24 protein-coding genes are annotated in these 26,709 nt (G+C 70.8%); 13 read left to right on the top strand and 11 right to left on the bottom strand.

Annotated elements, in window-relative coordinates; all coding sequences use genetic code 11:
* From ACH34T_RS15040 to arfB, 3 genes are all read right to left on the bottom strand, one after another.
* Positions 1–795, bottom strand: a complete 795-nt coding sequence (locus tag ACH34T_RS15040; RefSeq protein WP_395992704.1) for an aminoglycoside phosphotransferase family protein — start codon at positions 793–795, stop codon at positions 1–3.
* Between the two features lie 58 nt (positions 796–853).
* A complete protein-coding gene (locus tag ACH34T_RS15035; protein ID WP_395992755.1) occupies positions 854–1,378 on the bottom strand; it encodes a Uma2 family endonuclease in 525 nt (174 codons plus the stop codon).
* Between the two features lie 157 nt (positions 1,379–1,535).
* Positions 1,536–1,961 carry an alternative ribosome rescue aminoacyl-tRNA hydrolase ArfB gene (gene arfB / locus ACH34T_RS15030; RefSeq protein ID WP_395992703.1) on the bottom strand — a complete coding sequence of 142 codons (426 nt, stop codon included), beginning with the start codon at positions 1,959–1,961 and terminating at the stop codon, positions 1,536–1,538.
* An 88-nt stretch (positions 1,962–2,049) separates the two neighbouring features.
* On the opposite strand from arfB, the gene ACH34T_RS15025 reads away from it, so the two are divergent.
* Positions 2,050–2,892, top strand: a complete 843-nt coding sequence (locus ACH34T_RS15025) for an oxygenase MpaB family protein (protein WP_395992702.1) — start codon at positions 2,050–2,052, stop codon at positions 2,890–2,892.
* Between the two features lie 179 nt (positions 2,893–3,071).
* Here ACH34T_RS15025 and ACH34T_RS15020 read toward each other — a convergent pair whose 3' ends face one another.
* The 5 genes from ACH34T_RS15020 to ACH34T_RS15000 all read right to left on the bottom strand — a co-directional run bounded on the left by ACH34T_RS15020 (position 3,072) and on the right by ACH34T_RS15000 (position 8,878).
* On the bottom strand, positions 3,072–3,935 hold the full coding sequence (locus tag ACH34T_RS15020) for a S1C family serine protease (RefSeq protein WP_395992701.1): 864 nt from the start codon (positions 3,933–3,935) through the stop codon (positions 3,072–3,074).
* Positions 3,936–4,681: 746 nt separating this feature from the next.
* Positions 4,682–6,187 (bottom strand): ATP-binding protein, encoded by a 1,506-nt coding sequence (locus ACH34T_RS15015; protein ID WP_395992700.1) that lies wholly within the window; start codon positions 6,185–6,187, stop codon positions 4,682–4,684.
* 80 nt (positions 6,188–6,267) lie between these two features.
* Positions 6,268–6,951: a response regulator transcription factor gene (locus ACH34T_RS15010; RefSeq protein WP_395992754.1), complete on the bottom strand. Its 684-nt coding sequence runs from the start codon at positions 6,949–6,951 to the stop codon at positions 6,268–6,270.
* 217 nt (positions 6,952–7,168) lie between these two features.
* On the bottom strand, positions 7,169–7,699 hold the full coding sequence (def, locus tag ACH34T_RS15005) for a peptide deformylase (protein WP_395992699.1): 531 nt from the start codon (positions 7,697–7,699) through the stop codon (positions 7,169–7,171).
* 123 nt (positions 7,700–7,822) lie between these two features.
* Positions 7,823–8,878 (bottom strand): hypothetical protein, encoded by a 1,056-nt coding sequence (locus ACH34T_RS15000; protein WP_395992698.1) that lies wholly within the window; start codon positions 8,876–8,878, stop codon positions 7,823–7,825.
* A 241-nt stretch (positions 8,879–9,119) separates the two neighbouring features.
* Here ACH34T_RS15000 and ACH34T_RS14995 point away from each other — a divergent pair, with 241 nt between their 5' ends.
* The 5 genes from ACH34T_RS14995 (at position 9,120) to ACH34T_RS14975 (ending at position 16,503) form a co-directional block, all read left to right on the top strand.
* On the top strand, positions 9,120–9,641 hold the full coding sequence (locus tag ACH34T_RS14995) for a gamma carbonic anhydrase family protein (protein WP_395992697.1): 522 nt from the start codon (positions 9,120–9,122) through the stop codon (positions 9,639–9,641).
* Between the two features lie 161 nt (positions 9,642–9,802).
* Entirely contained in the window at positions 9,803–13,846 is a 4,044-nt protein-coding gene (locus ACH34T_RS14990) for an AAA family ATPase (protein WP_395992696.1), read from the top strand.
* 219 nt (positions 13,847–14,065) lie between these two features.
* On the top strand, positions 14,066–14,257 hold the full coding sequence (locus ACH34T_RS14985; RefSeq protein ID WP_395978491.1) for a hypothetical protein: 192 nt from the start codon (positions 14,066–14,068) through the stop codon (positions 14,255–14,257).
* Positions 14,258–14,668: 411 nt separating this feature from the next.
* On the top strand, positions 14,669–15,286 hold the full coding sequence (locus ACH34T_RS14980; RefSeq protein WP_395992695.1) for a DUF47 domain-containing protein: 618 nt from the start codon (positions 14,669–14,671) through the stop codon (positions 15,284–15,286).
* Complete coding sequence (locus tag ACH34T_RS14975; RefSeq protein WP_395992694.1) at positions 15,283–16,503, top strand: anion permease; 1,221 nt, start codon at positions 15,283–15,285, stop codon at positions 16,501–16,503. The genes ACH34T_RS14980 and ACH34T_RS14975 overlap by 4 nt, the downstream gene beginning before the upstream one ends.
* Positions 16,504–16,716: 213 nt before the next feature.
* Here ACH34T_RS14975 and ACH34T_RS14970 read toward each other — a convergent pair whose 3' ends face one another.
* A complete protein-coding gene (locus tag ACH34T_RS14970; RefSeq protein WP_395992693.1) occupies positions 16,717–18,396 on the bottom strand; it encodes a bifunctional metallophosphatase/5'-nucleotidase in 1,680 nt (559 codons plus the stop codon).
* Positions 18,397–18,502: 106 nt separating this feature from the next.
* Here ACH34T_RS14970 and mshD point away from each other — a divergent pair, with 106 nt between their 5' ends.
* From mshD to ACH34T_RS14940, 6 genes are all read left to right on the top strand, one after another.
* Positions 18,503–19,387, top strand: a complete 885-nt coding sequence (gene mshD, locus ACH34T_RS14965) for a mycothiol synthase (RefSeq protein WP_395992692.1) — start codon at positions 18,503–18,505, stop codon at positions 19,385–19,387.
* A 260-nt stretch (positions 19,388–19,647) separates the two neighbouring features.
* Complete coding sequence (gene pstS, locus ACH34T_RS14960; protein ID WP_395992691.1) at positions 19,648–20,751, top strand: phosphate ABC transporter substrate-binding protein PstS; 1,104 nt, start codon at positions 19,648–19,650, stop codon at positions 20,749–20,751.
* Positions 20,752–20,843: 92 nt separating this feature from the next.
* Complete coding sequence (gene pstC / locus ACH34T_RS14955; protein WP_395992690.1) at positions 20,844–21,845, top strand: phosphate ABC transporter permease subunit PstC; 1,002 nt, start codon at positions 20,844–20,846, stop codon at positions 21,843–21,845.
* Complete coding sequence (gene pstA / locus ACH34T_RS14950) at positions 21,842–22,747, top strand: phosphate ABC transporter permease PstA (protein WP_395992689.1); 906 nt, start codon at positions 21,842–21,844, stop codon at positions 22,745–22,747. Before pstC ends, pstA begins: the two co-directional genes overlap by 4 nt.
* Positions 22,748–22,771: 24 nt before the next feature.
* Positions 22,772–23,548: a phosphate ABC transporter ATP-binding protein PstB gene (gene pstB, locus ACH34T_RS14945; RefSeq protein ID WP_395992688.1), complete on the top strand. Its 777-nt coding sequence runs from the start codon at positions 22,772–22,774 to the stop codon at positions 23,546–23,548.
* Between the two features lie 222 nt (positions 23,549–23,770).
* Complete coding sequence (locus ACH34T_RS14940) at positions 23,771–24,319, top strand: RICIN domain-containing protein (protein WP_395992687.1); 549 nt, start codon at positions 23,771–23,773, stop codon at positions 24,317–24,319.
* 107 nt (positions 24,320–24,426) lie between these two features.
* Here ACH34T_RS14940 and ACH34T_RS14935 read toward each other — a convergent pair whose 3' ends face one another.
* Positions 24,427–25,140 carry a winged-helix domain-containing protein gene (locus ACH34T_RS14935; RefSeq protein WP_395992686.1) on the bottom strand — a complete coding sequence of 238 codons (714 nt, stop codon included), beginning with the start codon at positions 25,138–25,140 and terminating at the stop codon, positions 24,427–24,429.
* 224 nt (positions 25,141–25,364) lie between these two features.
* A complete protein-coding gene (locus ACH34T_RS14930) occupies positions 25,365–25,625 on the bottom strand; it encodes a MoaD/ThiS family protein (RefSeq protein WP_395992753.1) in 261 nt (86 codons plus the stop codon).
* Positions 25,626–25,940: 315 nt separating this feature from the next.
* Between ACH34T_RS14930 and ACH34T_RS14925 the strand changes: the two genes are divergently transcribed.
* Positions 25,941–26,648: a DUF2993 domain-containing protein gene (locus tag ACH34T_RS14925; RefSeq protein WP_395992685.1), complete on the top strand. Its 708-nt coding sequence runs from the start codon at positions 25,941–25,943 to the stop codon at positions 26,646–26,648.
* Positions 26,649–26,709 lie beyond the last annotated feature (61 nt).

Here is a 26,709-nt window from a genome sequence, read left to right as displayed (position 1 = left end):
TCAGCGGAGCGCGGTGCGGGTGAGGAGGTCGCGGTGTTCGAGCGTCCACAGTGCGGCGCGGGACTGCCAGGCGAGCGTCCACAGGCCCTCGGTCGACTCCTGGGTGAAGCCCTGGACGCGCGCGTACCAGCCGTTGTCCCTGATCACGAAGTGCAGGATCCGGTCGATGAGGTCGGCGCGGCGGTCGCGGGGGAGTTCGTAGCCGTCCAGGAAGGCCGCGAACCATTCGGCGCGCGTGGCGGCGTCGGGCAGGCCGATCTCTTCGGCGACGTCGTCGTCGAAGAGTTGCGCGCAGTACCAAGCGGTGACGGCGACCTCCTCGATCGGGTCGACCGGCCCCGCGTACTCCCAGCCGATCAGTCCGGTCGGACGGTCGCCGTCGAAGACCACGTGCCATGGAGCGATGTTGCCGTGGCTGACCAGCGCGTCCGCCGTGTCGGTGTGCATGGTCCAGGGCATCCATCGCGCGTCCGGCGGTGGGGAGAAGGTGCGGCTCGCCTGGTGGAGGCTGCGCAGCATGGTGCCGACGTCATGCAGGCTCCGTTCCGGGTCGGGCCACACAGAGCGGGGGTGGATCTCGCCGTCCAGCCAGGTCAGCACCTCGTTGCCCGCGTCGTCGAACCCTGATCCGACCACGCGCGGAGCGGCCGGGAAGCCTTCGTCCTCCAAATGCCGCAGGAACGCCTGGACGGTCGGTGTCCAAGCCTGCGCGGGGTGGGTGACCAGGCTCCCGTCACGACGGGACGGGTTGGTGTGGTTCAGATCTGTGACGCGGTCGTATTCCTGTCCCGGCATGCGCCGAACCTAGGCGCACCCGCCCCAGCCACCAACCGATTTTCCCCAGACTCGCAGCTCAGGCGTCCTCGTAGGGGAGGAAGGCGCTGCTGTCGATGGTGTAGCCACCCGCGTTGACCTGGTCGCCGAACACGTGGTCGTGGCGGGTGCGGTAGCGCGTGCCCTCCGGAGCGGGTCCCGGGTCACTGAAGACCGTCACCGTCGACTTGCGCGGATCGATGATGAGGTAGGTCGGGATGCCCATGGCGGGGTAGTCGGCCGCCTTGTTCTCATAGTCGTTCTCGGGATTGGGGACCGAGACGACTTCAACGACCAAGTCCACGTCTTCCGGCCGAAGGTACGACTGTCCGGGGCGGGTCAGTGCGGCTTCGGGGACGACCACCAGGTCGGGCCTGCGCAATCTGCCTGTGGCGGGATCGTCGATCTCCGGTGTACCGGAATGCGCGACCAGGTCCGGTCCGACTTGGGGGAGCAACTGCCGCAGCAGGCGCGAGATCGCCAGCTCGTGTCGGTTGACCGGACTCATCATGACGTGTATCCCTCGGTCGTCCAGTTCCACGCCGTAGGCGTCCAGTTGCTCCATGATGGCCACGGCCGTAGGACGCAGCCGTTCGTATGCCCTCATATTCCGTCCTTGGCGATGAGCGGATTCCGGAGACGCGACGACCAGATCGGTTCGCCGATGGGTTCCTGTGCGGCCAGCCTAGAGCATGCAGATCTGCTGGTTCGCGTGGTCGAGATCAGTCCCAGCGGGTGGTGCGTTGGCGTTTTACGGCGCTGCGGCGTTTCTTGTTCTCCAGGCGGCGTTCGTTGATGCCCCGGGGGATCTTTTTCGGGATGCGCTTCTTCGGGGGCGGGGCGGTGGCCTCGTCCAGGAGGGTGGCGAGGCGGGTGCGGGCGGCGTCGCGGTTGCGTTGCTGGGAGCGGTACTCCTCGGCGCGGATGGTGAGGACGCCTCGGACCAGGCGGGTGGCGAGGCGTTCCAGCGCGCGGGCCTTGAGATGGTCCGGGAGGGACGGGGAGTTCGCGACGTCGAAGGAGAGCTCGGCGGCGGTGGCGCTGGTGTTGACGTGCTGCCCGCCCGGCCCCGAAGAACGGGAGAAACGCCAGCTCAGCTCGGTCTCCGGGATGGAGACCGAGCCGCGGACGTGGATCTGCTCGGGCATGTCCTCAGTGTCGCAGGGTAGGGCGATCTTGTCGCCCGGGTAAGGCCGGGCTGGCGGCGAATGCAAGTGCTTACTTACACTATCTGCCATGACCGAAGGACTCTTCGAGGACGACGACCTCATCCGCGTCATCTCGCGGGAAGGGGCGCTCATCGCGGCGGGCGGGGCCGCGTCGCTGCTCCAGACCGCGCATCCCAAGGTGGCGCAGGGGGTGTACGACCACAGCTACACCGCCGACGATCCGCTGCGGCGGCTGCGGCACACCATGGGGTGGCTGTACGCGGTCCAGTTCGGGACGCGGGAGGAGGCCGAGGACCTCAGCGCCCTCGTCCGGAAGGGGCATGAGGCCGTCACCGGGCCCGGGTACGAGGCGAACGATCCCGAACTGCAGGTGTGGGTCGCGTCCACCCTGTTCGCGGTGGCGGCGCAGTTCTACCAGGCGCTGTTCCGGCGGACGCTCGACGAGGACGAGCTTGAGGAGTTCTACCAGCAGGCCAAGATCTACGCGACGATCCTGGGCTGCCCCGAGGGGCGGATGCCGGAGACGTATCCGCGGTTCCGCGAGTACTACGCCGACATGGTCCAGAGCTTGGAGATCACCGACGCGTCGCGGGCCATCGCCGAGCAGGTGCTGCATCCGCGGCTGCCGGGCGGGCCGCTGAACGCGCCCGGCCTGATGGCGATCCGGCTGATCACGGCGGGGCTGATGCCGGCGCCGATCCGGGAGCAGTACGGGTGGAAGTGGGACGCGGGACGGAAGCGCCGGTTCCGGCTGCTGGTCGGGACGCTGGCCGTCGTGTATCCGCGGCTTCCGCTGCGCGTCAGGACGCTGCCGCGCGAGTACTACCTGCACACGACCCGGCGGATGCTGGCGAAGGCGAAGCGCCGGCCCTCGGTCACGGTCAGATCCGGCGGCCGCACCGCTGGCTGACCCGCGCGGCGGGACGGGGACGAGGACGGGGTGCGGCCGCGTGACCCTCGTGCACGGGTCACGCGGCCGCTCTCCCTTGCTCGGTCCCTCCCGAGCCCGGCCCGGCCGGAAGGGACCCTGTCCCGGTCCGCCGCCCGTCCGCCCGCTCCCCCCAGAGCCCGGCCGGACGGCGACCCGGGTCAGACCTTGGAACCGGCGACGATCGCGTCGGCGGTCTTCTTGGCGGAGTTGATCGGGATCGCGAATCCGACGCCGATGTTCCCGTTGCCGTTCCCCGCCGTGAGGATCGCGGTGTTGACGCCGATCACCTGCCCGGCCGAGTTCACCAGCGCGCCGCCGGAATTGCCGGGGTTGATGGCGGCGTCGGTCTGGATCGCGTTCTTGATCACGGTCTGCTGCTGCTCGGACAGCTGCCCGCGCAGGCCCGGCGGGAGCTGCGGCTCCTGCTCGCCTTCGCGAACCTCCCGGCCCAGGGCGCTGACGATGCCGGACGTCACCGAGCCGTCGAGCCCGAGCGGGCTGCCGACCGCGAGCACCGTGTCGCCGACGGCGAGTGCTTCGCTGTTCCCGAGCGTCGCGGGCTTCAGCCCCGACACGCCCTGCGCCTTGATCACGGCGACGTCCGCGCCGGAGTCGGACCCGAGGATCTGGGCGGCCGCCGTCCGGCCGTCGGAGAACTTCACCGCCACCTGGCGGGCGCCCGTCACGACGTGCGCGTTGGTGAGGATCACGCCGTCCGAGCGCAGGACCACGCCGGACCCGCCGCTGGTCCCGTTCGGCGTCTGCGCCTGGATCGACACGACGCTGGGCTGGACGGCGGCGGCCACCCGCGCGGTCGTGCCGCCCTTCGCGGACGTCCCCGACACGGCCGTCGGACTGGAGTAGACCGTGCTGTCGTGCGTGAACGCCAGCGCGACGGCCGCCCCCGCGCCGCCCGCCCCGAACGCCAGCGCCAACGCGGCCCCCGCCGCGACCACCTTCTGCCGGGTCGTCCCGAGCAGCGCGGTCCGCCCTGCCCCCGCGCCACCCCCCGGACCCGCCACCCCGCCACCCCCGGGCCCCACCGGCGGGACGCTCCCCGACCCCGCAGGCGATACGAAGCCCGGACCCCCAGGCGGAACACTGCCCGGACCTCCGGGTGCGACGTTCCCCGGGCCTGCGGGCGGGACGTTCCCCGGGCCTGCGGGTGGGACGTTCCCCGAAGCCGCGGGCGGTGCGAAGCCCGGACCCCCAGGCGCGACGCTGCCCGGGCCCCCAGGCGGGACGTTGCCCGGGCCCACGGGCGGGACGTTGCCCGGACTCGCGGGTGGGACGTTGCTCGGGCCCACGGGTGGGACGTTGCCCGGACTCGCGGGCGGGACGTTGTCCGGGCCTGTGGGTGGGACGTTGTACGGGCCTGCGGGTGGGACGTTGCCCGGTGTGGCCTGCCAGGGTGGTGGGGTCCACTGTGGGGTGGGGCCGGGTTGTCCGGGCTCCTGGGGTTGCTGCGGGCGGTCGGCATTCATCTGGTCCCCCTGTCGTCTCGCTCACCTTGAGCGTGCGTGCCGGGGCTGCAGGCTGCCTGGAGCCAACCTGAAAGTGTGCTGAAAGCCGCCGGAAGCAAAACCGCGGCCGAGGGGACGTGCGGCGTAACGTCCCCCCGGCCGCGGTGCTGGTGCGGCGCGCCGTCGAAGGCGCAGGCCGGGCCGTGAGCTGGCCAGGGCGCGGGCTCCCGCTCCCCGTCGAGAACGGGGCGCGCCCTGTACCGCCACTTAAGCGCACTCAGCTGAACATTGCCTGAATGCTTCCCTCAGTCTTCGTCCAGGGCCAGGACGACCCTGAACGTCGCGCCCTCGCCGGGGGTGGAGTCGGCCTCCACCAGGCCGTCGTGGGCGGCGACCAGCGCGGCGACGATGGCGAGGCCGAGGCCCGTGCCGCCGTCCGCGCGAGAGCGGGCCTCGTCGGCGCGGTAGAAGCGTTCGAAGACCCGTTCCGACTGCTCGGGGGAGAGGCCGGGACCCGAGTCCACGACCTCGACGATCACGGCGGGCGCCTTGCGCAGCGTGCCGGGTGAGAGGCGCACCTCGACCGGGGTGCCCTTCGGGGTGTGGGTGATCGCGTTGCCCAGCAGGTTGCCGAGGACCTGGCGCAGGCGCGCCTCGTCCCCCCGCACCTGGTACGCCAGCCCGCCCTCCACCGCCAGTTCGATCTTGCGGTCGGGTGCGAGAACTCTGGCCTCCTGGACAGAGTCGGCGGCGACGGCGAGGAGATCCACCGGGCGCCGCTCGATCGGACGCTGCCGGTCCAGCCGGGCGAGCAGGAGGAGGTCCTCCACGAGCAGGCCCATCCGGGCGGCGGTCTCCTCGATCCGGCCGATCAGGCGGCCGAGCTCCGCGGGGGTGCGGGCCGCGCCCTGCCGGTAGAACTCGGCGAAGCCGCGGATCGCGGTCAGCGGGGTGCGCAGCTCGTGGCTGGCGTCCGCGACGAACCGCCGCATCCGCTCCTCCGACCGGCGCGCCGTCTCCTCCGACGCCCGCGCCGCGGCCTCCGACTCGGCGCGCGCGCCGAACGCCGCCTCGATCTGCGCGAGCATGGTGTTCAGCGACCGGCCGAGCCGTCCCATCTCGGTGCGCGGGTCCGCCTGCGGGACGCGGCGGGACAGGTCCCCGGCCGCGATCGCGCCCGCCGTCTCCTCCACCGCCGACAGCGGGCGCAGGCTCGCCCGGACGACCCAGATCCCGAGGCCGACCAGGACGCCCAGCACCAGCAGCCCCACGATCGCGTCGATCGCCACCAGCCGCCCGACGGTCCGGTCGACCTCCTCCAGGCTGAACGCGAGGATGAGGATGCCGCCCGCGATCGGCGCGGCCAGGATCCGCCACTGCGACCCGCCGGTCCCGCGCACGGTGAACGGCTGGTCGATGTGCTCGCTCATGTCGGCGGGCAGCTTCGGATGCCCGGTCTCGCTCCACGCCGAGTTCTGCCAGACGACGCTGCCGCCGGTGGCCCTGACCTGCGCGTACATCTCGCTCGGGATCCGGACGTTGATCTCCTGCTGGCCGAGCCGCAGCCCCTCGACGACCTGGTCGACCGCCCGTCCGACCGAGCCGCGCAGCTGGTCGTCGGCCCGTCCCACGAGGTACTGCCGCAGGACGGACGCGCCCGCCGCGCCCATCACCGTCATCCCGAGCGTGACGAGGACGAGCATCCCGGCGAGCAGCTTCACGCGCAGCGACGTCCGGCCCCACAGGAGCGCCAGCTGGCGGCGCGGCCAGCGCGGCGGGATCTCGCCCGAGGCCCCCGGCGTGCCCGGCACGCCCGGCACGCCCGACGCGGCAGACCATTGCCCCGGCCCCGGTCCGGGAGCCGCTGCGGACGCCGGGAACCGCGTGGCCATCAGCCCGATCTCGACGGCTCGCGCAGGACGTACCCGACACCGCGCAGCGTGTGGATCAACCGCGGCTCGGCGTTGTCGACCTTGCGGCGCAGCGCCGACACGTACGACTCGACGATGCCCGCGTCGCCGCGGAAGTCGTAGTTCCACACGTGGTCGAGGATCTGCGCCTTCGACACGACCCGTCCCGCGTTGGCCATGAAGTAGCGCAGCAGCTTGAACTCCGTCGGCGACAGCTGGATCGCGCGGCCGCCGCGCCACACCTCGTGGCTGTCCTCGTCGAGCTCGACGTCCGCGAACACCATCCGCGGCGGCGGCTCCGTCATGCCGCCGCGGAACCGCCGCAGCACGGCCCGGATCCGCGCGATGACCTCCTCCAGGCTGAACGGCTTGGTGACGTAGTCGTCCCCGCCGATCGTCAGGCCCTTGACCCGGTCCTGGACGCCGTCCCGCGCGGTCAGGAACAGCACGGGGGTGTGGTCGCCGCCGGACCGCAGCCGCCGCGCGACGTCGAAACCGTCGATGTCGGGCAGCATCACGTCCAGGACGATGAGGTCCGGGCGGTGCCGCCGCGCCGACTGGACCGCGTCGGCCCCGTTGGTGGCGGTGACCACGTCGAACCCGGTGAAGCGCAGGCTTCCGGCGAGGAGCTCCAGGATGTTGGGCTCGTCCTCGACGACGAGCAGCGTCGCCTCCGCCGTCCTGCCGCCGTTCGCGGCCCGGCCGCTGTTCCCCGTCTTGCCGCTGCCGGTCGTCTTGCCGCTGCCGCTCGTCTTGCCGCCGTTCGCCGTCCGATCAACCAATGGCACAGTCCCCCTCCACGCTCATTGCAGAGGTTCCCACCTCAACCTGAACGTCCCCTGAATGTCCGCAGAGGATCGGTCGAGCGCGCCGCGCGCCGTCCTATCCGGTCAGCGAGCGGATGGCGCGCATCGCCTCGCGGCGCGCCTCGCCGGACAGGACGTCGATGTACACGTTGCCCTCCAGGTGCCCGCACTCGTGCTGGAGGCAGCGCGCGAAGTACCCGGTGCCCTCGACGCGGACGGGCCTTCCCTTCATGTCCACGCCCTCGACGACGGCGTGCGCGTAGCGGGCCGTCTCGAAATGCATGCCGGGCACGGACAGGCAGCCCTCCGGCTCGACGAGCAACTCGCCGTCGGCGGTCACGAGCCTCGGGTTGACGACGTGGCCGACGTGCCTGCGCCCGTTGTCGTCCTCGCAGTCGTACACGAACACCCGCAGGCCCACGCCCACCTGGTTGGCGGCCACTCCCGCGCCGTCCTTCTCGTACATGGTGACGAACATGTCGTCGACGAGGCGCTGGAGCGAGGCGTCGAACGTCCGGACCGGGTCGCACTCGGTGCGCAGGACCGGATCGCCGAGCAGCCTGATCGGGCGGGCGGTTCCGTTGCGCGTGTGGGTCCTCTTGCTCACGCCAGGATCTTATAAACGACTGCGTCCGCTCACGACTGTGCCCGCCCAGGGCGACCCTGGGCGGGCACAGCACGGTCTGACCGCGGACGTCCGCGCGCGATTCGCGGGGCGATTCGCGGGCGGTTACAGCTCGATCGGGCCGCGGGGCTGCTGCGGCGGGACGACGGGACCGGGCGGCGGCGGGGTCGGGCCCGCGTCGTCGGCCGGACGTGCCGGCTTGGCCTGCGCGGCCGGCGGCTCCGGGGTGTCGGCGGGCGGCTCGGGCTTCTTCATGGACGGGCCGCCCTGCTGCGCGGACGAGGGCGCAGACGAGGACGAGGGCGCGGACGAGGGCGCCGCCGGTGCGGAAGCGGGCGGGGACGCCGGCTTGGACGCGGCCGGCGCGGGCTTCGCGGGCGACGGGGAGGAGGGCTGCGACGGCTGCTGCTTGCGCGGCGTGGTCTGCCGGACGGCGTCCTCCACCATCTTCTCCAGCGGGCCCGCCTCGTTCTCCGCCGTGAGGAGGCGGTGCAGGGTCTCGCTGATCTCGGTGAGGCGCTGCAGGGCCTGGGTGTGGTTCTTGGTGAGCGACGTCAGCCGCTGCGTCGCGCCCTCGTTGATGACGCTGGCGCGGCGCTCGGACGCGGTGAGGGTGCGCTCGGCCTCCAGCCGCGCGCTGGTCACCGTCTGCTCGGCCTCCTGCTTGGCCCCGCCGAGGACGCTCTCGGACTCCTTCTTGGCGGAGGCGAGCACGTGCTCGGCCTTGTCCTGCGCCTGGGCGAGGTTCTTGTCGGCGTGCGCGCGGGCCTCGTCGATGATCCGCTTGGACTCCTGTTCGGCGTCCTTGCGGATCTCCGTCCCCTTGGCCTCGGCCTCGGCGAGCTTGTCCTGGGCCTCGTCCTCGGCCAGGTTGATGATCTGGCGGAGCCGGTCGCTGAGATCGTCGCCGGTGGGCTTGCGCGCCTCCCGGAGCTCGGCCATCTCGCGGCGGAGCCGCTCGGAGTCGTCATGGGCGCGGGCGAGCCGCGCTTCGAGTTCGCGGTTCTTCTGGACGAAACGGGCGATGTAGTCGTCGACCTGGCGGCGGTTGTAGCCGCGCATGACGATCTCGAACTCGTGCGAGTCTTCTTGGAGGAGGTTCGGCAGGATTTCGGCTTCGTTGCTCATGATGCCTTGGGGGTCGTTGGCGGGGGTGATCACCCCGTCAGGGTCGGTTGCTCTCCTCGGCCGCCGGTCAGCGGGTCCACATGTGGAAACGTCAGGACGACTCTCGTCCGGTCCACCCCATTCGCGCAACCGGAACGCGCTTCTCGCCGCGGTTTCTTCACCTGGTAAGAGCGACAAACTATCCAATCTCGGAAAATTCGCACTATCCGGGGGTGGTGCGGGCGCGCCGGGGTCAGGCCCGGGGCGGGACGGGACGGGTCCTAGCATCGGCGGCATGACGTATCTCGGAACGCTGGGCGAGGACAGGCCGGACATCCACCCCGAGGCGTGGATCGCGCCCGGCGCGGTCGTCGTCGGCCGGGTCACGCTGGGCCGCGCGTCCAGCGTCTGGTACGGATCGGTGCTGCGCGGCGACGACGAGGCGATCGTCGTCGGCGAGGAGTGCGACATCCAGGACCTCAGCTGCCTGCACGCCGACCCCGGCACGCCCGCCGTCCTGGAGGACCGCGTCAGCCTCGGCCACAAGGCCATGGTCCACGGCGCCCACATCGAGACCGGCTCGCTCATCGGCATCGGCGCGATCGTCCTGAACGGCGCCCGGATCGGCGCCGGGACGCTGATCGCCGCCGGCGCGCTGGTGCCGCCCGGCAAGAAGATCCCGTCCGGGGTGCTCGTCACCGGGACGCCCGGCAAGGTCGTCCGGGAGCTGACCGACGACGACCGGCTCGTCCTGACCCACACGCCCGAGGTGTACGCGGAGAAGGCGAAGCGGCACCGCACCGTTGCGTGGCACTGACGTCCCGCCCGTTGGGACTGACGTCCGCCCGGTGGCACTGACGTCCCGGCCCGGTGGGATTGACGTCAAGGTCCGATTGAGACCGTTCTGACCTGCGCGGACGCGGTGAAAGCGCCGGTGAGCGGGACCCCTGCCGTCGGCAGCTGACTACCATGACCATCGTGGTGTGGGGACCGGGCTATGGCAATGCTCCGCCGCCCAGCCCCCCGATGGGGCAGGATCCGTTCGCGGAGGCAGAGCGGGACACGAGGGCGATGGTGGCCGCCGCGTGGTGGCCGTCGGCGCCTCCGCAGCAGCGCCACCACTCCATCGGCGGCCGCATGCTCGTCCTGCCCGACGGGACGTGGTGGCTGTTCGGCGCATGGGCTCGCTGGTACCGGCTGCACCCGTCCGACGGGCAGTGGTACCTGTGTCCGCCGCCCCGGACGCCCGCCGTCCGGATGGCCGCGCGGCCGGCGCAGCAGGGGGGCGTGCAGGTTCCGACGCTGCCGCCGCACGTGATCCCGGCCGGGCCCGACTTCGCCTACGACCCTCCGGCGGGCCTGCCGTTCGTCGGGCACGGGTTCGCGACCGAGCTGACGTCGCGCGTCCGGTCGACCGTCGAGTCCGCCGCGGTCCTGTCCGCGCCCGACTACCCGCACTGGTTGCCGGAGTTCACCGGCGAGACGCCGTCCACGGTGGCCGTCGCGTGGGGCGTGATGCTGTGGTGCTCGTCCGCGCCCGCGTTCGACTCGCGACTGGACGCGCAGATGCTCGACCTGTGGAAGCCCTACCGCGCCAGGCCGCTCCCGCTCGTGGACGGGCCGCGCTGGCTCACCCCGCCCCCGCTGGAGACGCTGGTCGGGCTCTACTCCGAACGCCTGCGGGCCAGCCGGGTGGACGCGGCGGTCGTCGTCCTGCGGACGATGTGGGCCGTCGCCAGCGCGCTGCGCGACGACGTCCGGTTCCAGATCCGGGCGGACGCGCTGCTCGCCATCCTCGGCACCACGCTCGCCAACCCGACCGTCGACTACGGGGCGCTGCCGTACGGCGACCAGGCGATCGTCCAGCAGTGGCTGACGCGGTGCCCGCCGAACCTGGTTCCCTCGCTGAGGAACGAGAGCTCGCCAGGGGACAACTTCCGGCACGCCTTCTACACGCTCAGCGAATTGATAGCCGGGCTCTCGGGCGACCCTTCGGAACCGGCCTACATCGAGCCCCGCCTCGTGGCCGCCGCGTTGCTCGCCGCCGATCTGGACGTCGTTCGCAAGGACATGGTCGGCACCATCGTCCCCTGGCTGGACCCGGAGATCCGCTACACGGTGCAGGCGGTGTCTGAGCAGCAGGGCCATCCGCTGCGGCGGCTGTGGCCGCAGGACATGCGCCTCCCCGAGCCGTTGCGGTCCGCGGCCGGATCGGGTTCCGGCGCTGAGACGTTGCTGGCCGCGATGTACGAGGTCGACCTCGCCTGGTGCCGGCTGGTCGGCATGCCCGCGCGCCCGCGTGGTTTCCCCGTCCCGACCTCGATCATCGCCGGGATCATCGGCCGCAACCGGGCCCGCGCGACGGCCGCCTCCCCGACCGCCACACCGCCGCCCAACCCGGCGCCGCCGCAGCCGACCCCGTTCAGCATGCAGAGCCAGCCCGGAATCGCTCCCGGGACGCCTCCGCATGCGCAGGGTGCGCCGTCCGAGCCAGACCGTCCGTTCGTCCAGCCGCCCGCCCAGCCTGGCTGGGAGAACGCACCCGGGCCCGGCGGGCAGCCGCACGGCCAGATGGCCGCCAACCAGATGGCCGGGCATGGGCAGCAGGCGGCGTTCGCGTCCCCGGACCCCATGATGGGCGGCGCCGTCCCCACCGAGGAGGACAGGGACGAGGCGAGCGCTGCTCCGCCTTACACCGAGCTCGGCTTCCAGCGTCCAGGCGCGATGCCGCCTGTACCGGCCCAGAACCCGGCTCCCATGCAGAGTCCCGCGCCCATGCAGAGCCCTGCGCCGATGCAGAATCCGGCGCCCATGCAGAACCAGATGCAGAGCCCTGCGGCTATGCAGGGTGCTACTCCGCCTCCGCCTTCCGCGTCCGGGCAGCAGCCCGGCGGGTTCTCGCCGCCGGAGGAGGACAAGCAGGACGAGAAGTTCGCGCCGCCGTACACCCATCTTGGCTACCAGCCGTCCGGTGCCGCTCCGCCGCGGCAAGCCCCGCCGTCGCCCCCGCCGTCGCCGTCGCCGAACGTCTCGCAGCCCCCACCGAATCCCGTCGCGCCCCCAGAGCCGCAGCCGCAGTACCAGCAGCAGCCCGCGCCCGCCGCTTTCAACCCGTACGCCACGCGCGTGGAGGATCAGGCGAGTGCGCCGCAGAGTGCGTCGAACCCGGCCGGCCCGGCCGGTCCGCCCGGCACTCGCATCCTGGGGCCCGGCGACCTGGACGACGATCCGGCCCAACCGCCGGCGCCGCCCGTTCCGGGAGCCGGACCGGGGACGAAGGTCATGTCCAAGACGATGGTCGGCGATTTCGACTTCCTGGACGACACCCCGTCGCCTGACCAGCCCGTCCACGAGATCCCGCCACCGAAGGACCGCAGCGAACGCCGCGTCCTGGAGCGCTTCGGGTTCGGCTTCGTGTACGGCGACCATGACGCGAGCGTGCTGCTCGCCGACGTCCGCCAGCAGGTCGAGGAGTGGAACGCGCCCGGGGGAGAGGGCGCCGAGGAGACCCGGGTGGACGGCGCGCCCAGCTCGATCAAGCCGGGCGTGCCCGGCGTGCTGCTGATCGGCGGCCCGCACTCGGGGCAGCGCCGGCTGTCGCGGCTGATCGCGCTGACGCTGGCGAACGCCGGACTCGGCGACGGGTCGATCCGCGCGCACGACGCGGAGGACGTCCGGGACGCGCCCGCCGACCGGATCGGGCAGATCCTCGCCCAGCCGGGACCGGTGGTCCTGTTCGAGCGGCTGGACGTGGCGATCGCCGGCGCGCCCGACCCGGGGGCGCTGGTCGGCGCGGTGCGCCGGGCCCGCCGCGACCCCGTCAACACGACGCCCGTGATCGCGACGTGCGAGCCGCAGGCGTACAAGGGGCTCCTGCGCGACCATCCGAAGCTCGTGCAGACGTTCCGCGTCCACCGGCTGCCCGACTTCAGCGACCTCGACAACCGCATGATGCTGCTGCACCTGCTGGCCGAGGAGCGGCGCGTGACGATCGGCGCGTCCGCGATGGAGGTCGCCCGGGAGGACCTGAACCGCCTCCGCGGTCCTGGCGACCTCGTCAACGCGCGGCTGGTCGAGGCGTACCTGGACCAGGCGGCGCAGCGGAACATGGAGCGCGCGGGCGCGTCCCACGAGCGGCTCGTGCTGACCCCGGACGACCTCGCGGGAGTCGCCGAGGGCATCGAGCCGGCGCTGCGCCCGCCCGGCGACATCGACGGCTACCTGCGGCAGCTCGAACAGCTCACCGGGCTCGACGACGTCAAGGCCGCCGTGCACGAACTGGCCGAGGACGCGGGGCTGGCCGCCGACCGGGCGCGCTACGGGGTGTCCAGCGCCGAGGGCCGGCACCTGATCTTCGTCGGACCGCCCGGGACGGGGAAGACGACCGTCGCGGGCCTCGTCGGCGGCATCTACGCGGCGCTCGGGCTGCTGGCGTCCGGGCACGTGGTGGCGTGCCGTCCCGTCCATCTGGCGGGACGCGACCGGGCCGACACCGAGAACCGGGTCGCGAGCATGGTCGAGCAGGCGCTCGGCGGGGTGCTGCTCATCCAGGAGGCGCACCGGCTCGACCGGAGCCCGCCCGTCGTGGCCGAGCTGCTCCGCCGCATGAACGCGGGCGGCGCCCGGTTCATGGTGGTGTGCTCCAGCCGGGCGGCCGAGATGGAGGGCTTCCTCGCGGGCAACGCGGCGTTCCGGGCCGAGTTCGGCCGGGTCGTGGAGTTCACCGGGATGGGCGACCGCGACATGGTGCGGCTCTTCCAGACCTACGCCGAACGCGACCTCTACGTGCTGGACGAAGAGCTGCGCGTCGAACTGCTGAACCGGTTCGAGCGGCTGCGCGACGACCCGCAGTTCGCCTACGCCCGGACGGTCCGCGCCCTGTTCGAGCAGACGGTGGCGCGGCAGGCGGCCCGGCTGGCGGGCGCCGACGTCAACGCCGCCACGGTGGCCCGGCTGACGGCCCGTGACCTGCCCGAGACGGCGCTGGAGCAGATGCTCGGCGACTTCCGTCCCGGCGGCTGACCGGCGTCCCCGCCTTCGGGACGATTGGGACATATGCATCAGATCGGCGTCACCGGGGAAGGGTAATAAAAGAGTCGCCGGGGGCCGGTGCCTAGATCGTTCTGGTGATCGTCCCCCGGTTCGGCGGGGTCGAGGGTGGCCCTCGAATGGCCCTCTTGGGTCATGTGCCCGTCCGGGCGGGGCGCGTAGCCTCGACCTGGGTGTGGGGAACGAACGGAGGTGGACGCGGTGCGCCAGAACCTCGATTTGCGCGTCCACGACCGTGTTGCGCTGGACGAGATCGAACTCTATGCCGAGATGCTGAGCGCGGTGGCCGCGGCGGAGCGGCCGCTGACCGTCGCGGAAATCGACATGGTGCTCGGGGTACGGTCCGACGAAGCCGGTCGTCGCGAGCTGACGCCACGGGACTGAGACAGGTCCCAAGGGGGGACCTGGGAGGACGTCCTCCCGGGCCGAGAGACAAGAGCAGTCGCACGCACCGAACCGGGGACGCCGATCACGGCGTCCCCGGTTCGTTTTCCCGCCACCCTTCCGCCGCTCTCCCGCCACCCTCCGCCGCCGACACGCTCTGTAACGAATCTCGCTCGCTGTAACGAATCTCACTCGTGATCTTGACCGGGCCCGGCCGGGCCGCCGCGAGGGCCGAAACGGCGGACGTCCCCGCAGATACGGGCCTCGCGGGGGGTATGCACCTCATGATCCGGGGCAATCTTGGAAGTGAGAGGATGGAGGACACCAGCCGAAGCTGGGGCAAAGGTTCTTTTTACGGCTGGTAGCGCCTACGATCCTCTGCGGACTGTTCCGGCACATCAGGAGAACGACGTGCGCTTGCGTCTCACGCCGCGTGAGGACAGCTTCTACGACATGTTCGCCGACTCGGCGAACAACCTGGTCACCGGCGCCAGGCTGCTCGTGGAGCTCATCAGCGACGGTGCCGACCGGGCAGCGATCGCGGAGAAGATGCGCGCCTGCGAGCACGCGGGCGACGAATGCACCCACGCGATCATGCGGCGGCTGAACGAAACGTTCATCACCCCCTTCGACCGCGAGGACATCTACCGGCTGGCCTCGACGATCGACGACGTGATGGACGAGATGGAAGAGGCCGCGGACCTCGTCGACCTCTACAAGATCGAAGAATTCCCGAAGGGCATCGTCCACATGGTGGAGGTGCTGGAGCGCGCGGCGGAGCTGACCGCGGAGGCCATGCCGAGGCTGCGGTCGATGAAGGAGCTCAACGAGTACTGGATCGAGATCAACCGGCTGGAGAACCAGGGCGACAAGGTCTACCGCAAACTGCTCGCGAAGCTGTTCAGCGGCGAGTACGACACCCTCACGGTGCTGAAGCTGAAGCAGGTCATCGACCGGCTGGAGGACGCCGCCGACGCGTTCGAGCACGTCGCGAACACGGTCGAGACCATCGCGGTCAAGGAATCATGAGCGTGCGGGACGAGCCGCAGGGCCCGCGGCCACGCGGCCCCGCCGGCCCCGCCGCCTCCGCTGTGGGCGGACCCGTCGGAGCGACGCTGACCAAGGACGGTTCGGCGGCCGCCGAACCGCCCCTCGGCGAACAGGTCCGCCGCGGCCCGGCCAGGTTCTGGCCCGTCCTGCTGCTCGGGTTCCTCGCGGTGATCCTCGCCGGAGCGCTCGGCCTGCGCTCCGACGCGCAGGCCGCCGTGCTCATCCTCGTCGTCGTCATCGCGCTGCTCTTCGACTACACCAACGGCTTCCACGACGCCGCCAACGCGATCGCCACCTCCGTGTCCACGCGGGCGCTGACGCCTCGCGCGGCGCTGCTGATGGCGGCCGTCATGAACCTGATCGGCGCGCTGCTCGGCGTCGAGGTCGCCAAGACGGTCAGCGAGGTCATCACCCCGCCGACCGGGCTGCACGGCCTCACCGTCGTCGCCGCGGGCGTCCTCGGCGCGATCACGTGGAACCTCATCACCTGGTACTTCGGGCTGCCTTCGTCGTCCTCGCACGCCCTGATCGGCGGGGTCGTCGGCGCCGGGCTCGCGTCGGCGTCCACGGTGAGCTGGAGCACCGTCATCGAGAAGGTCGCCATCCCGATGGTGGTGTCGCCGGTCGTCGGGTTCTGCCTGGCCTACCTGGTGATGGTCGCCATCCTGTGGATCTTCCGCCGCGCCAATCCCGGCCGGATCGCCCGCCGCTTCCGGATCGCGCAGTCGCTGTCCGCGGCGTCGATGGCGCTGGGCCACGGCCTGCAGGACGCGCAGAAGACGATGGGCATCATCGTCCTGGCCCTCGTCACGACCGGCCACTCCGACGGGAAGAGCGTCCCGCTGTGGGTGATCGTCGCCTGCGCGGGCGCCCTGTCCCTCGGCACCTACGCCGGAGGCTGGCGGATCATGCGGACCCTCGGCCGCAAAGTGATCGAGCTGGACCCGCCGAAGGGGTTCGCCGCTGAATCGACCGCCTCCATGATCCTGTACGCGACCGCCTATATATGGCACGCTCCAATTTCCACGACGCACACGATCACGTCGTGCATCATGGGCGTCGGCGCCACCAAACGGCTCTCCGCCGTCCGCTGGGGCGTGGCCGGCAACATCATCGCCGCCTGGGTCCTCACCATGCCGATGGCCGCGTCGGTCGCCGCCGTCGTCTACTTCGTCGTCCACTTCTTCGGAGGATGACTCTGTTGGCCCAGGGGGGCGACCCCCTGGAACCCCCGTCACCGGCCGGCGAACCGTTTCCCGAGCCGCTGGCGCGTCTCGCGAAACGGCCCCCCGGCCGGCGGGTCGTGCGGCCTCCGGCGCGGGGCGCCTCCGGCCGCACGACCCGTGACCCCGGCTGAGGTTCAGACCCACGGATGGCGGGTGTGACTCGTCCAGGGATGTTCTTCGTTCTTACTGGGCGGTGATTCTGTTGAGGGGTGGGGGTGCGATGGTGGGCTGGGCGGTGAAGTAGGCGACGAGGGCGTCCAGGTCGATGGGGCCCAGGACCTGGTCCTTGCCCTCGGTGAAGACGGAGAAGCCGTCGCCGCCGCCCAGGAGGAAGTTGTTCGCGGCGACCTTGTAGGTGGTGGACGGGTCGACCGGTGTCCCGTCGACGGTGATCGAGGAGACGCGGTCGCCTACGGGCTTCGTGCGGTTGATGGTGAAGTGCAGGTTTGCGGAGGGCTGGAGGATCTTCTCGCCCGCCGTCGTCCACTGCTGTTCGAGGAGGGCGTCGAGCTGCGCGCCGGTCAGGGAGACGACGCCCATCACGTTGCTGAACGGCTGGACGGCGAACGCCTCCCCGTAGGTGACGACGCCGTCGCCCTCCGAGCCGCTCGCGGCGTAGGTGAGGTCGGTGCGGACGCCGCCCGGGTTCATCACCGCGACCTGCGCGCCGAGGCCCTTCATCGAGGCGAGCTGCGCGTCGGCGATGACGTCGCCGAGCGCGGTCTCGCCCGCGGGGGACGGGGCGCGGGTGAGATCGGCGGTGATCTTGCCGATGGGCTTGTCGGCGATCTCGGAGACGCGGTCCTTCCACGTCTGGACGAACTTCTCCGTCGCCGGGTCGGGCGCGATGTCGCGGGTGACGACGTGGTTGTCGCCCTTCATGGCGGAGCGGACGATGTCGCCGGTGCGGCGGTTCACCTTCAGGTCGACCTGGGTGATCACGCGTCCGAAGGACGAGCCGGACGAGAACAGCCGCGGGTCGCCGTCCGGGTCCTCGACCGTGCAGACGTACTGCTGGTGGGTGTGCCCGGACAGGACGACGTCGATCTCCGGGTCCGCCGCCTTCGCGATGCGGGACCCGGCGCCGGGCTCGATGCCGCACTCGTCCGGCCGGGAACCCGCCTTGACCTGGTCGCCCTCGTGGACGAGCAGGACCATCGCGCGGACGTGGCGCCGCTTCAGCTCGCGCGCGGCGCTGTTCGCGGCGGCGACCTCGTCGACGAACTCCAGGTCCTTGATGCCCTCCGCGGTGACGATGCTGGGGGTGGTCTTGGTGACGACGCCGATGAAGCCGACCCGGACGCCGTTGACGCGGCGGATCGTCCACGGCTTCATGGCCGGCCTGTGGTGCCGCTTCTTCAGCACGTTCGCCGCGAGGTAGTCGAACTTCGCGCCGCGCCACCGGCCGGCGGGGGAGCAGCCGTCGACGGGGTGGCAGCCGCCGTTCTGGATGCGCAGCAGCTCGTCGTAGCCCTCGTCGAACTCGTGGTTGCCGACCGCGGACGCCGTGACGCCGACGTCCCCGAGGAACTGGACGGACGGCTCGTCGTGGTAGGCGGCGGAGATCAGCGGCGAGGCCCCGATCAGGTCGCCCTGCGCGACGGTGAGGGTGTCGCGGTTCCGCAGCTGCTTGAGGTGGGCCGCGACGTAGGCGGCGCCCCCGGCGGGCACCGTGTTCCCGTTCTCGTCGATGGCCCTGCCGGAGCTTCCGGACGGCGGCTCCAGGTTGCCGTGGAAGTCGTTCAGCGCGAGAAGGCGTACGGACGCGGTCGGCGCGGGACGTGCCGCAGCTGGTTGCGCGGTCAGGCCCACGACCGTCAGCCCCGCCGCGGCGCAGGCCAGGATGGTGCGTCGTCGAGTCATGCTGCGGACGGTAAGTGCGTCCGGCATACGCTTCCCGGCGGCACGATGACGTTTCTGTGACAACTTGATCAGGGCTTTCGGGGCGCGGGCGCATAGGGTGGCGATCATGAGCGAGGTGCGGGTCGCGGAGGTGCTGGCGCTGGTCGAGGCGGCGGCGGACGCCGACGGGGTCGGGCCGCTGTCGGAGCACGCGCTGCTCGCGTTGCGGGGCGGCCGCGGCGGGTCGGCGATCACCGACGGCGGCGTGACCGTGGCGTACGCGCATCTTGACCCGGCGGACGGCGACGAGCCCGCGGCCGGGGAACTGGTCGTCCATCCGGAGCACCGTCGGCGGGGGCACGGGCGTGCGCTGCTCCGCGCGATGCGCGAGGATGCGGACGGTCCGCTGCGGGTCTGGGCGCACGGTGATCTCCCGGCGGCCGCCGCGCTGGCGGGTTCGGAGGGCATGGCGCGGGTCCGGGCGCTGTTCCAGATGCGGCGTCCGGCGTCCGGGCCGTTGCCCGAGGCGAAGCTCGCCGAGGGCGTCACCCTGCGGACCTTCGAGCCAGGACGCGACGAGCAGGCCTGGCTGGACGTGAACGCCCGCGCCTTCGCCGACCACCCCGAGCAGGGCGCCTGGACGATCGAGGACGTCCGCGACCGCGAGGCGGAGGACTGGTTCGACCCGTCCGGCTTCTTCCTCGCCGAGCGCGACGGGCCACAGCCGGAGTCGGGGCGGCTCGCCGGTTTCCACTGGACGAAGGTCCACCCGGGCGGCCTCGGCGAGGTCTACGTCGTCGGCGTCGACCCGGACGCGCAGGGCCTCGGCCTGGGCCGCGCCCTCACGCTGGCCGGCCTGCGGCATCTCCGCGACGTCGGCGTCGACCAGGTCATGCTGTACGTGGACGAATCCAACGTCGCGGCCGTCCGCCTGTACGAGTCGCTCGGCTTCACCCGGTACGCCGTGGACGTCATGTACGCCGCCCCCGCGAACCCGCCCGCGGTGTCCTGAACCGGGCAGTTCTAAACCTCGATTACCGGACCTGGGTGGGTTCTTTGCGCTTGTGAGCTGCGCTGTTAACCCGGCGTACATGGCAAATCGGGGCATTCTTCGCAGTGATGGTCGTCCTCGTTCATTCGACGTTCACCTGTACTGGTACGGCTGGTCACCTCGCCTGCCTAGCGTCGCTTCCGACGGTGACCCCGGCGTCTGAGAGAGCGGACCAGTCCTGGTCCGGGGGATCCGCACGACGAAACCAAGGAGACCCTCCGGTGAAGAACGGTTCCCGACTCGCCGCCCTCGGCGGCGTGGTCGTCGCGGGGGCACTGGCCCTCACCGCCTGCGGGAGCGATGACAATACGACGGCGTCGTCCAGCAAGGCGCCGACCGGCGACATCGACTGCGCGAAGGTCAGCGTCAACGCGGCCGGTTCCAGCGCGCAGAAGAACGCCGTCGAGGAGTGGACGAAGATCTACGCGAGCAAGTGCGCGGGCGCCAACCTCAACTACAACGCCAACGGCTCGGGCGCGGGCATCCAGGCGTTCACGAGCGGTCAGGTCGCGTTCGCCGGCTCGGACTCGGCGCTCAAGCCCGAAGAGGTGCCGACGGCGCAGAAGCGCTGCCAGGGGAACCCGGCGCTGAACCTGCCGATGGTCGTCGGCCCGGTCGCCGTCGTCTACAACCTGCAGGGCGTGGACGGGCTGAAGCTGTCGCCCGACACCATCGCCAGCATCTTCTCCGGCAAGATCAAGAAGTGGAACGACCCGGCCATCGCTAAGGAGAACGAGGGCGCCAAGCTCCCGGCCTCCGACATCAAGCCGGTCTACCGGTCGGACGAGTCCGGCACCACCGACAACTTCACGGACTACCTGAACAAGACCTCGCCGAAGATCTGGACGTGGGAGAAGGCCAAGAAGTGGCCGAACTCCACCGGCCAGGGCGCCCCCAAGTCCGACGGCGTCACGAGCCAGGTGAAGAGCACCGCGGGCGCGATCTCCTACGTCGAGATGTCGTACGCGAAGAACAACCAGCTGCAGACCGCGAGCGTCAAGAACGGCGCCGGCGAGTACGCCCAGCTGTCGCCGGACAGCGCGTCCAAGGCCGTCGCGGGGGCGAAGGTCGTCGGCACCGGCAACGACGTCGCGCTGAAGATCGACTACACGACCAAGGAGCCGGGCGCCTACCCGATCGTCCTGGTCACGTATGAGATCGCGTGCTCGAAGGGGCTGCCGGCCGAGCAGTCCAAGTTCGTCAAGGCGTTCCTGACCTACACCTCCAGCGCGGCCGGTCAGAAGATCCTCACCGACGTCGGTTACGCGCCGCTTCCGCAGAGCGTGCTGACCAAGGTCCAGACGTCCGTGAAGGCCCTGTCCTGACGGCAGACGACGGTACCCGCAGCCCCGCCGCCGATGATCTCGGCGGCGGGGCAGGCGTGGGTCCGGCCGAAGTGATCCAAGGAGGACCCCCAATGAGCAGCGAGAGCGGCGTCGAAGCTCAGTCGGGCGCCGAGACGTCGGCGACCGGCGCCCGGCATCGCGCCACCGGCTCGCGGATGAGCACCGGGAGGGCCGGCGACAGGATCTTCGCCGGGGCGGCCCGCGGCTCCGGGATCATCGTGGTGGCGATCGTCGCCGCGATCGCGGCGTTCCTCGTCTGGAAGGCGATCCCGGCCCTGCAGGACAACGAGGCGAACTTCGCCACCGACGAGGAATGGAACCCGAACGCGATACCGCCGCGGTTCGGCATCGCGCAGCTGGCGTTCGGGACGGTGATGTCGTCGCTGCTGGCGATGCTCATCGCGACGCCGGTGGCGATCGGGATCGCGCTGTTCATCTCGTTCTACTCGCCGCGGCGGCTGGCGTCCGGGCTCGGCTACGTCGTCGACCTGCTCGCCGCCGTTCCCAGCATCGTGTACGGGCTGTGGGGCCTCGCCTTCCTGTCCAAGCACATGGAGGGGATCAGCAAGTTCCTCAACTCGGTGTTCGGCTGGATCCCGCTGCTCGGCGGCGACAGTCCAGGCAAGAACTCCATCTTCACCGCCTCGGTGGTGCTGGCGATCATGATCCTGCCGATCATCTCGTCCATCTCCCGGGAGGTGTTCCTGCAGGTCCCGCAGGCCAATGTGGAGGCCTCGCTGGCGCTCGGCGCCACCCGCTGGGAGATGATCCGGATGTCGGTGCTGCCGTACGGGCGGTCCGGCATGATCGGCGCCTCGATGCTCGGGCTCGGCCGCGCGATGGGCGAGACGATCGCCGTCGCGATGGTGCTGACCTTCGTCCCGGGGATCAACTGGCACGTCCTGGAGAACGGCGGCAGCACGTTCGCGGCGAACATCGCCAACAGCTTCGGTGAGGCGAGCGTGACCGGCCGCGGCGCGCTGATCGCCTCCGGTCTCGTCCTCTTCGTCATCACCCTCGTCGTCAACATGGCCGCACGCGCGGTCGTCGCGCGCCGGAAGGAGTTCGTGTGACCACCGTCTCCACGAGCAAGGGGCGTCCGGGGGCCACGCTCACCTCGGTGTCCGCCGGCCGCCGGATCAAGGACAGGCTCGTCCAGGTCCTGGTCTACCTCGCGTTCGGGCTTGCGCTCATCCCCCTGGTGTCGGTGCTGTGGACCGTCGTCGTGAACGGTGCGAAGCGGTTCGACCTGACGTTCTTCCAGTTCTCCATGAACGCCGTCGGCGGCAGCGACGCGGGCGGCGGCGCCTACCACGCGATCATCGGAACGCTGCAGCAGGTCCTGATCACCAGCCTGATCGCCATCCCGATCGCCGTGCTCACCGCGATCTACCTGGTGGAGTACGCCGGGAACGGCCGGCTCGGCAAGATCATCAGCTTCACCGTGGACGTGATGACCGGCATCCCGTCGATCGTCGCGGGCCTGTTCGTGCTGGCGCTGTGGCTGCTGACCCTCGGGTTCGGATTCTCCGGGCTCGCCGGCGCGCTCGCCCTGACGATCCTGATGATCCCCACCGTCGTGCGGGCCAGCGAGGAGATGCTGAAGCTGGTGCCGAACGAACTGCGGGAGGCGTCCTACGCGCTGGGCGTGCCGCGCTGGCGGACGGTCCTGTTCGTGGTGCTGCCGACCGCGCTCACCGGCATGATCACCGGGATCATGCTGGCGGTGGCGCGGGTGATGGGCGAGACGGCGCCGCTGCTGCTCACGATCTTCTACACCAAGGTGATCAACACCAACGCCCTCGATGGACCGCAGGGTTCGCTGCCCACCTTCATCTGGGACCAGGCGAGAGACCCGAACCAGAACTCGATCGACCGCGCCTGGACGGGTGCGCTCGTGCTGATCCTGATCATCATGCTGCTCAACCTGGTCGCCCGTCTCATCGCGGGCCGGCGCAGGCCCGCAGGCCGCTGACACCCCGATAGGAGCTACCACCCCATGGCCAAGCGGATCGAAGTCTCCGGGCTGCACGCGTACTACGGCGGCATCCACGCCATCGAGGACATCTCGATGACGGTCGAGCCGCGCTCGGTGACGGCGTTCATCGGACCGTCGGGCTGCGGCAAGTCCACGTTCCTGCGCACCCTCAACCGGATGCACGAGGTCATCCCCGGTGCCCGCGTCCAGGGCAAGGTGATGCTGGACGACGAGGACCTGTACGACTCGTCCGTCGACCCCGTCGCCGTCCGCCGCGTCGTCGGCATGGTGTTCCAGCGGCCCAACCCGTTCCCCACCATGTCGATCTACGACAACGTGGCGGCGGGCCTGAAGCTGAACGGCGTGCGCCGCAAGGCCCGGCTGGACGAGATCGTCGAGGAGTCGCTGCGCGGCGCCAACCTGTGGAACGAGGTCCAGGACCGGCTGAGCAAGCCGGGGGCCGGCCTGTCCGGCGGTCAGCAGCAGCGCCTCTGCATCGCGCGCGCCATCGCCGTCCAGCCGCAGGTCCTGCTGATGGACGAGCCGTGCTCCGCGCTCGACCCCATCTCCACCCTCGCCATCGAGGACCTCATCGACAAGCTGAAGACCCAGTACACGATCGTCATCGTCACGCACAACATGCAGCAGGCCGCCCGTGTCAGCGACCGCACGGCCTTCTTCAACATCGCCGGGACGGGCAAGCCGGGCAAGCTCATCGAGATCGACGACACCAGCAAGATCTTCACGAACCCCGAGCAGAAGGCCACCGAGGACTACATCACCGGCCGCTTCGGCTGACCACCCGTTTTCCAGACCCTGTCGCTATTGCACCACGTAATAGCGACGGGTCTTTTTCTTTCTGCCGGTAGCTGTGGCGGAGATATCTCCAAGACGGTCCGGAGACGCGGCGGAGACGCCCCGGAGACGGTCGATGGATACCGTTTTATCGACCATTCACCGACCGGTCGGCATTTCATGTCGACGGCAGGAGGGTAGATGTTCTCCGCTGCATTCAAGAAGATGGCCGTCGGGTCCGCCGTGGCCGGCGTGGCGCTGGCGCTCGCCCCCGCGGGCGGTGCCCACGCCGACCAGGCGCCGCCGTCTGCGCAGTCCCCCGGTGTCGAGGCCGGTCCGAGCGCGACCGTCATGAGGTTCGTCATCCGCGGTAAGAGCCGGTGCATCACGGTTCCCGGGTGGTCCAAACGCCGGGGGACCGCCATCAATCTGTGGGACTGCGGGCGTCCTCAGCCGGGCAATCAGCGATGGGGAATCCGTGGCCCCAAAACGGGCAACTACGTCATGTACCAGATCTACAATTCCCACAACAAGCTGTGCCTGAACGTCGCCGGCGGCTCGAAGGCGAACGGGGCGAAGATCGTCCAATGGCCCTGTAACTGGAAGAACCAGAACAGCAGCTGGGTCTGGATGAAGAGGGCCAAGGGCCAGCTGCTGTTCAACGCCCGCAGCCGCAAGTGCCTGAGCGTCGCGAACGGCAGCACCCGGAACGGCGCGGCCCTGATCCAGTGGACGTGCAACGACCGCAGCCCGAACCAGAAGATCTTCTTCTGATCGTCCGCGGCGACAGATCGCGGGACTCCCCGCCCGGAGACCGGTGCAGGCCCGGGACTCCAGGCGGGGAGGCCCGTCCGGACGGGACTCCCCGCTCAGGTCGCCGCTCAGGTCGCCGCGGAAGCCATCTCCGTGTCGCCGGGACGGTGGTCGGGGACGAAGCGGTATCCGACGTTGCGCACGGTTCCGATCAGGGACTCGTACTCGGCGCCGAGCTTGGCGCGGAGGCGGCGGACGTGGACGTCCACCGTCCGGGTGCCGCCGAAGTAGTCGTAGCCCCAGACCTCCTGCAGCAGCTGGGCGCGGGTGAAGACGCGGCCCGGGTGCTGGGCCAGGTACTTCAGCAGCTCGAACTCCTTGAACGTGAGGTCGAGGACGCGGCCGCGCAGCCGCGCCGTGTAGGTGGCCTCGTCGATCGTGAGGTCGCCGCTGCGGATCTCGCCGGGGGTCTCGTCGGCGTCGGCGTCCGCGGCGGCGCGTCCGACGGCGAGGCGGAGGCGGGCCTCGACCTCGGCGGGCCCGGCGGTCTGGAGCAGCACGTCGTCCACCCCCCATTCGGGGCTGAGCGCGGCGAGGCCGCCTTCGGTCACGACGGCGAACAACGGGCAGTCGAGGCCGGTGGTGCGCAGCAGCCTGCACAGGCTCTTGGCCTGGACCAGGTCGCGGCGGGCGTCCACCAGCAGGACGTCGGCGCGCGGCGCGTCGATCAGCGCGGACGCCTCGGCCGGGGCGACGCGCGTGGAGTGCAGCAGGAGCCCCAGCGCGGGCAGGACCTCGTCGGAGGGCTCCAACGCGTTGGTCAGCAGGAGCAAGCTGCTCACGTGCCGCCTCCCGTCCCCTGAAAAAGACGTAGGACCCAGGCGGCTCACCCTCCAGCCCCGGCGACGGCCGGCGACTCAAGGACGAGGCGGCCACGAGGGCTCTCAGCTGAGCTCCCTGGCCTCGTCGCCCGGATCCCTTCCCCCGAGCATAACCGAGCGCCTCTCGGCGTCCAGGCGACGCCCCCGCCACCGCCCCGGCCGGCGGGTGAGGCCACCGCGTGAGCTCAGCCGCCCGCGAACGGCGGAAGCACCTCCACGACCCCACCCTCCGGCAGGACGACCGACCCGTGTGCACGGCTCCCCACGGGCACCCCGTCCACGAGAAACGAGCTACGCCCGACGACCCGCTCGAACTCGTCGCTCCGCCCCTGTCCGGAGACCGCTGCAGCGATCGCCTCAGCTAGCGTCTCGGCGTCGTACGGCTCCTCAGGCGTCCCCGCCGCCGCCTTCGCCGCCGCCCAGTACCGCATCGTCCCCTTGGCCATGGGTCCATAGTGCATTCCCGGTCTCCTCCAGCCGAGAAGGGACCTCAAATGTGTCAAATGTGGCACTATCGTTGCCCTGTTCATGACGCCGCACGGGCCGGTTCCACCGCGCACCTGCATCAGCCACCGGCCCGGCCACGCACCAACCCGAACAGTCGCGATCGTGTCCGAAGGCAGGTTTCGAGCTTGCGAGAAACCTGATCGCGCAGCGAGCCGCCAGGCGAGCCGGAGCGATGCAGCGATCGCACGCGTTTCTCGACGATGGAGGCCCTCCAGGGCCGAAGGAGGAGAGAAACGCAACAGACAGGGAGAAACATGCGGAAAGTACTGCTGGTACTGCTGATCCTCGTCGCCGTCGGTGTGGTCGCCGCGGACCGCCTCGGCGTGCGGATGGCGGAGGACAAGATCGGCGAGCAGGTGGCGGCGCAGTACAACCTGCAGCAGCAGCCCGATGTCACCATCCACGGGTTCCCGTTCCTGACGCAGGCGCTCGGCGGCGACTACGACCACATCGAGGTGACCATCGACGACTGGACGCAGCAGGGCGTCACCGTCACCGGCGTCAAGGTCGACATGCGGGGCGTGAGCGCGCCGCTGTCGGAGGTCACGCAGGGCAGCGCTGCGAACGTCACCGCGCGCACCGCGACCGCGTCCGCCGTCATCCCGTACGAGGTCGTCAAGAAGAGGGCGCCGAAGGAGGTCAAGCGGATCGGCCCGAAGGGCGACGACCTGGAGGTCGACCTCGAAGGCAGCTACCTCGGCCGTCCGCTGAACAGCACCGCGATCGTGCAGGTCAAGCCGACCGCGCGCGGCATCGCGGTCACGCCCGTGTCGGTGGCGTCGGACGGCGGCCCGCAGATCCCGCTGGCCCTGGTGAGGCAGCAGCTCACCTGGACGGTCCCGGTCGCCGACCTGCCGGTCGGGTCGCGGATCAGCGTGATCGAGCCGACGCCGGACGGGCTGCGCGTCGGCGCCACCGCCGAGAACGTCCGGCTGAACGATCTCCAGCAGCGGGAGAAATGACGCGGGTCCGGTGAACCGGTGCGCAAACGCATACGTGACAGGGGTGTGGGTCCCACCGCGG

It is taken from the genome of Actinomadura sp. 9N215 (genome assembly GCF_044326345.1).
GTDB lineage: Bacteria > Actinomycetota > Actinomycetes > Streptosporangiales > Streptosporangiaceae > Spirillospora.
The sequence above is the reverse complement of the archived record's forward strand: the minus strand, read 5'-3'. Positions and strand labels throughout refer to the sequence as shown.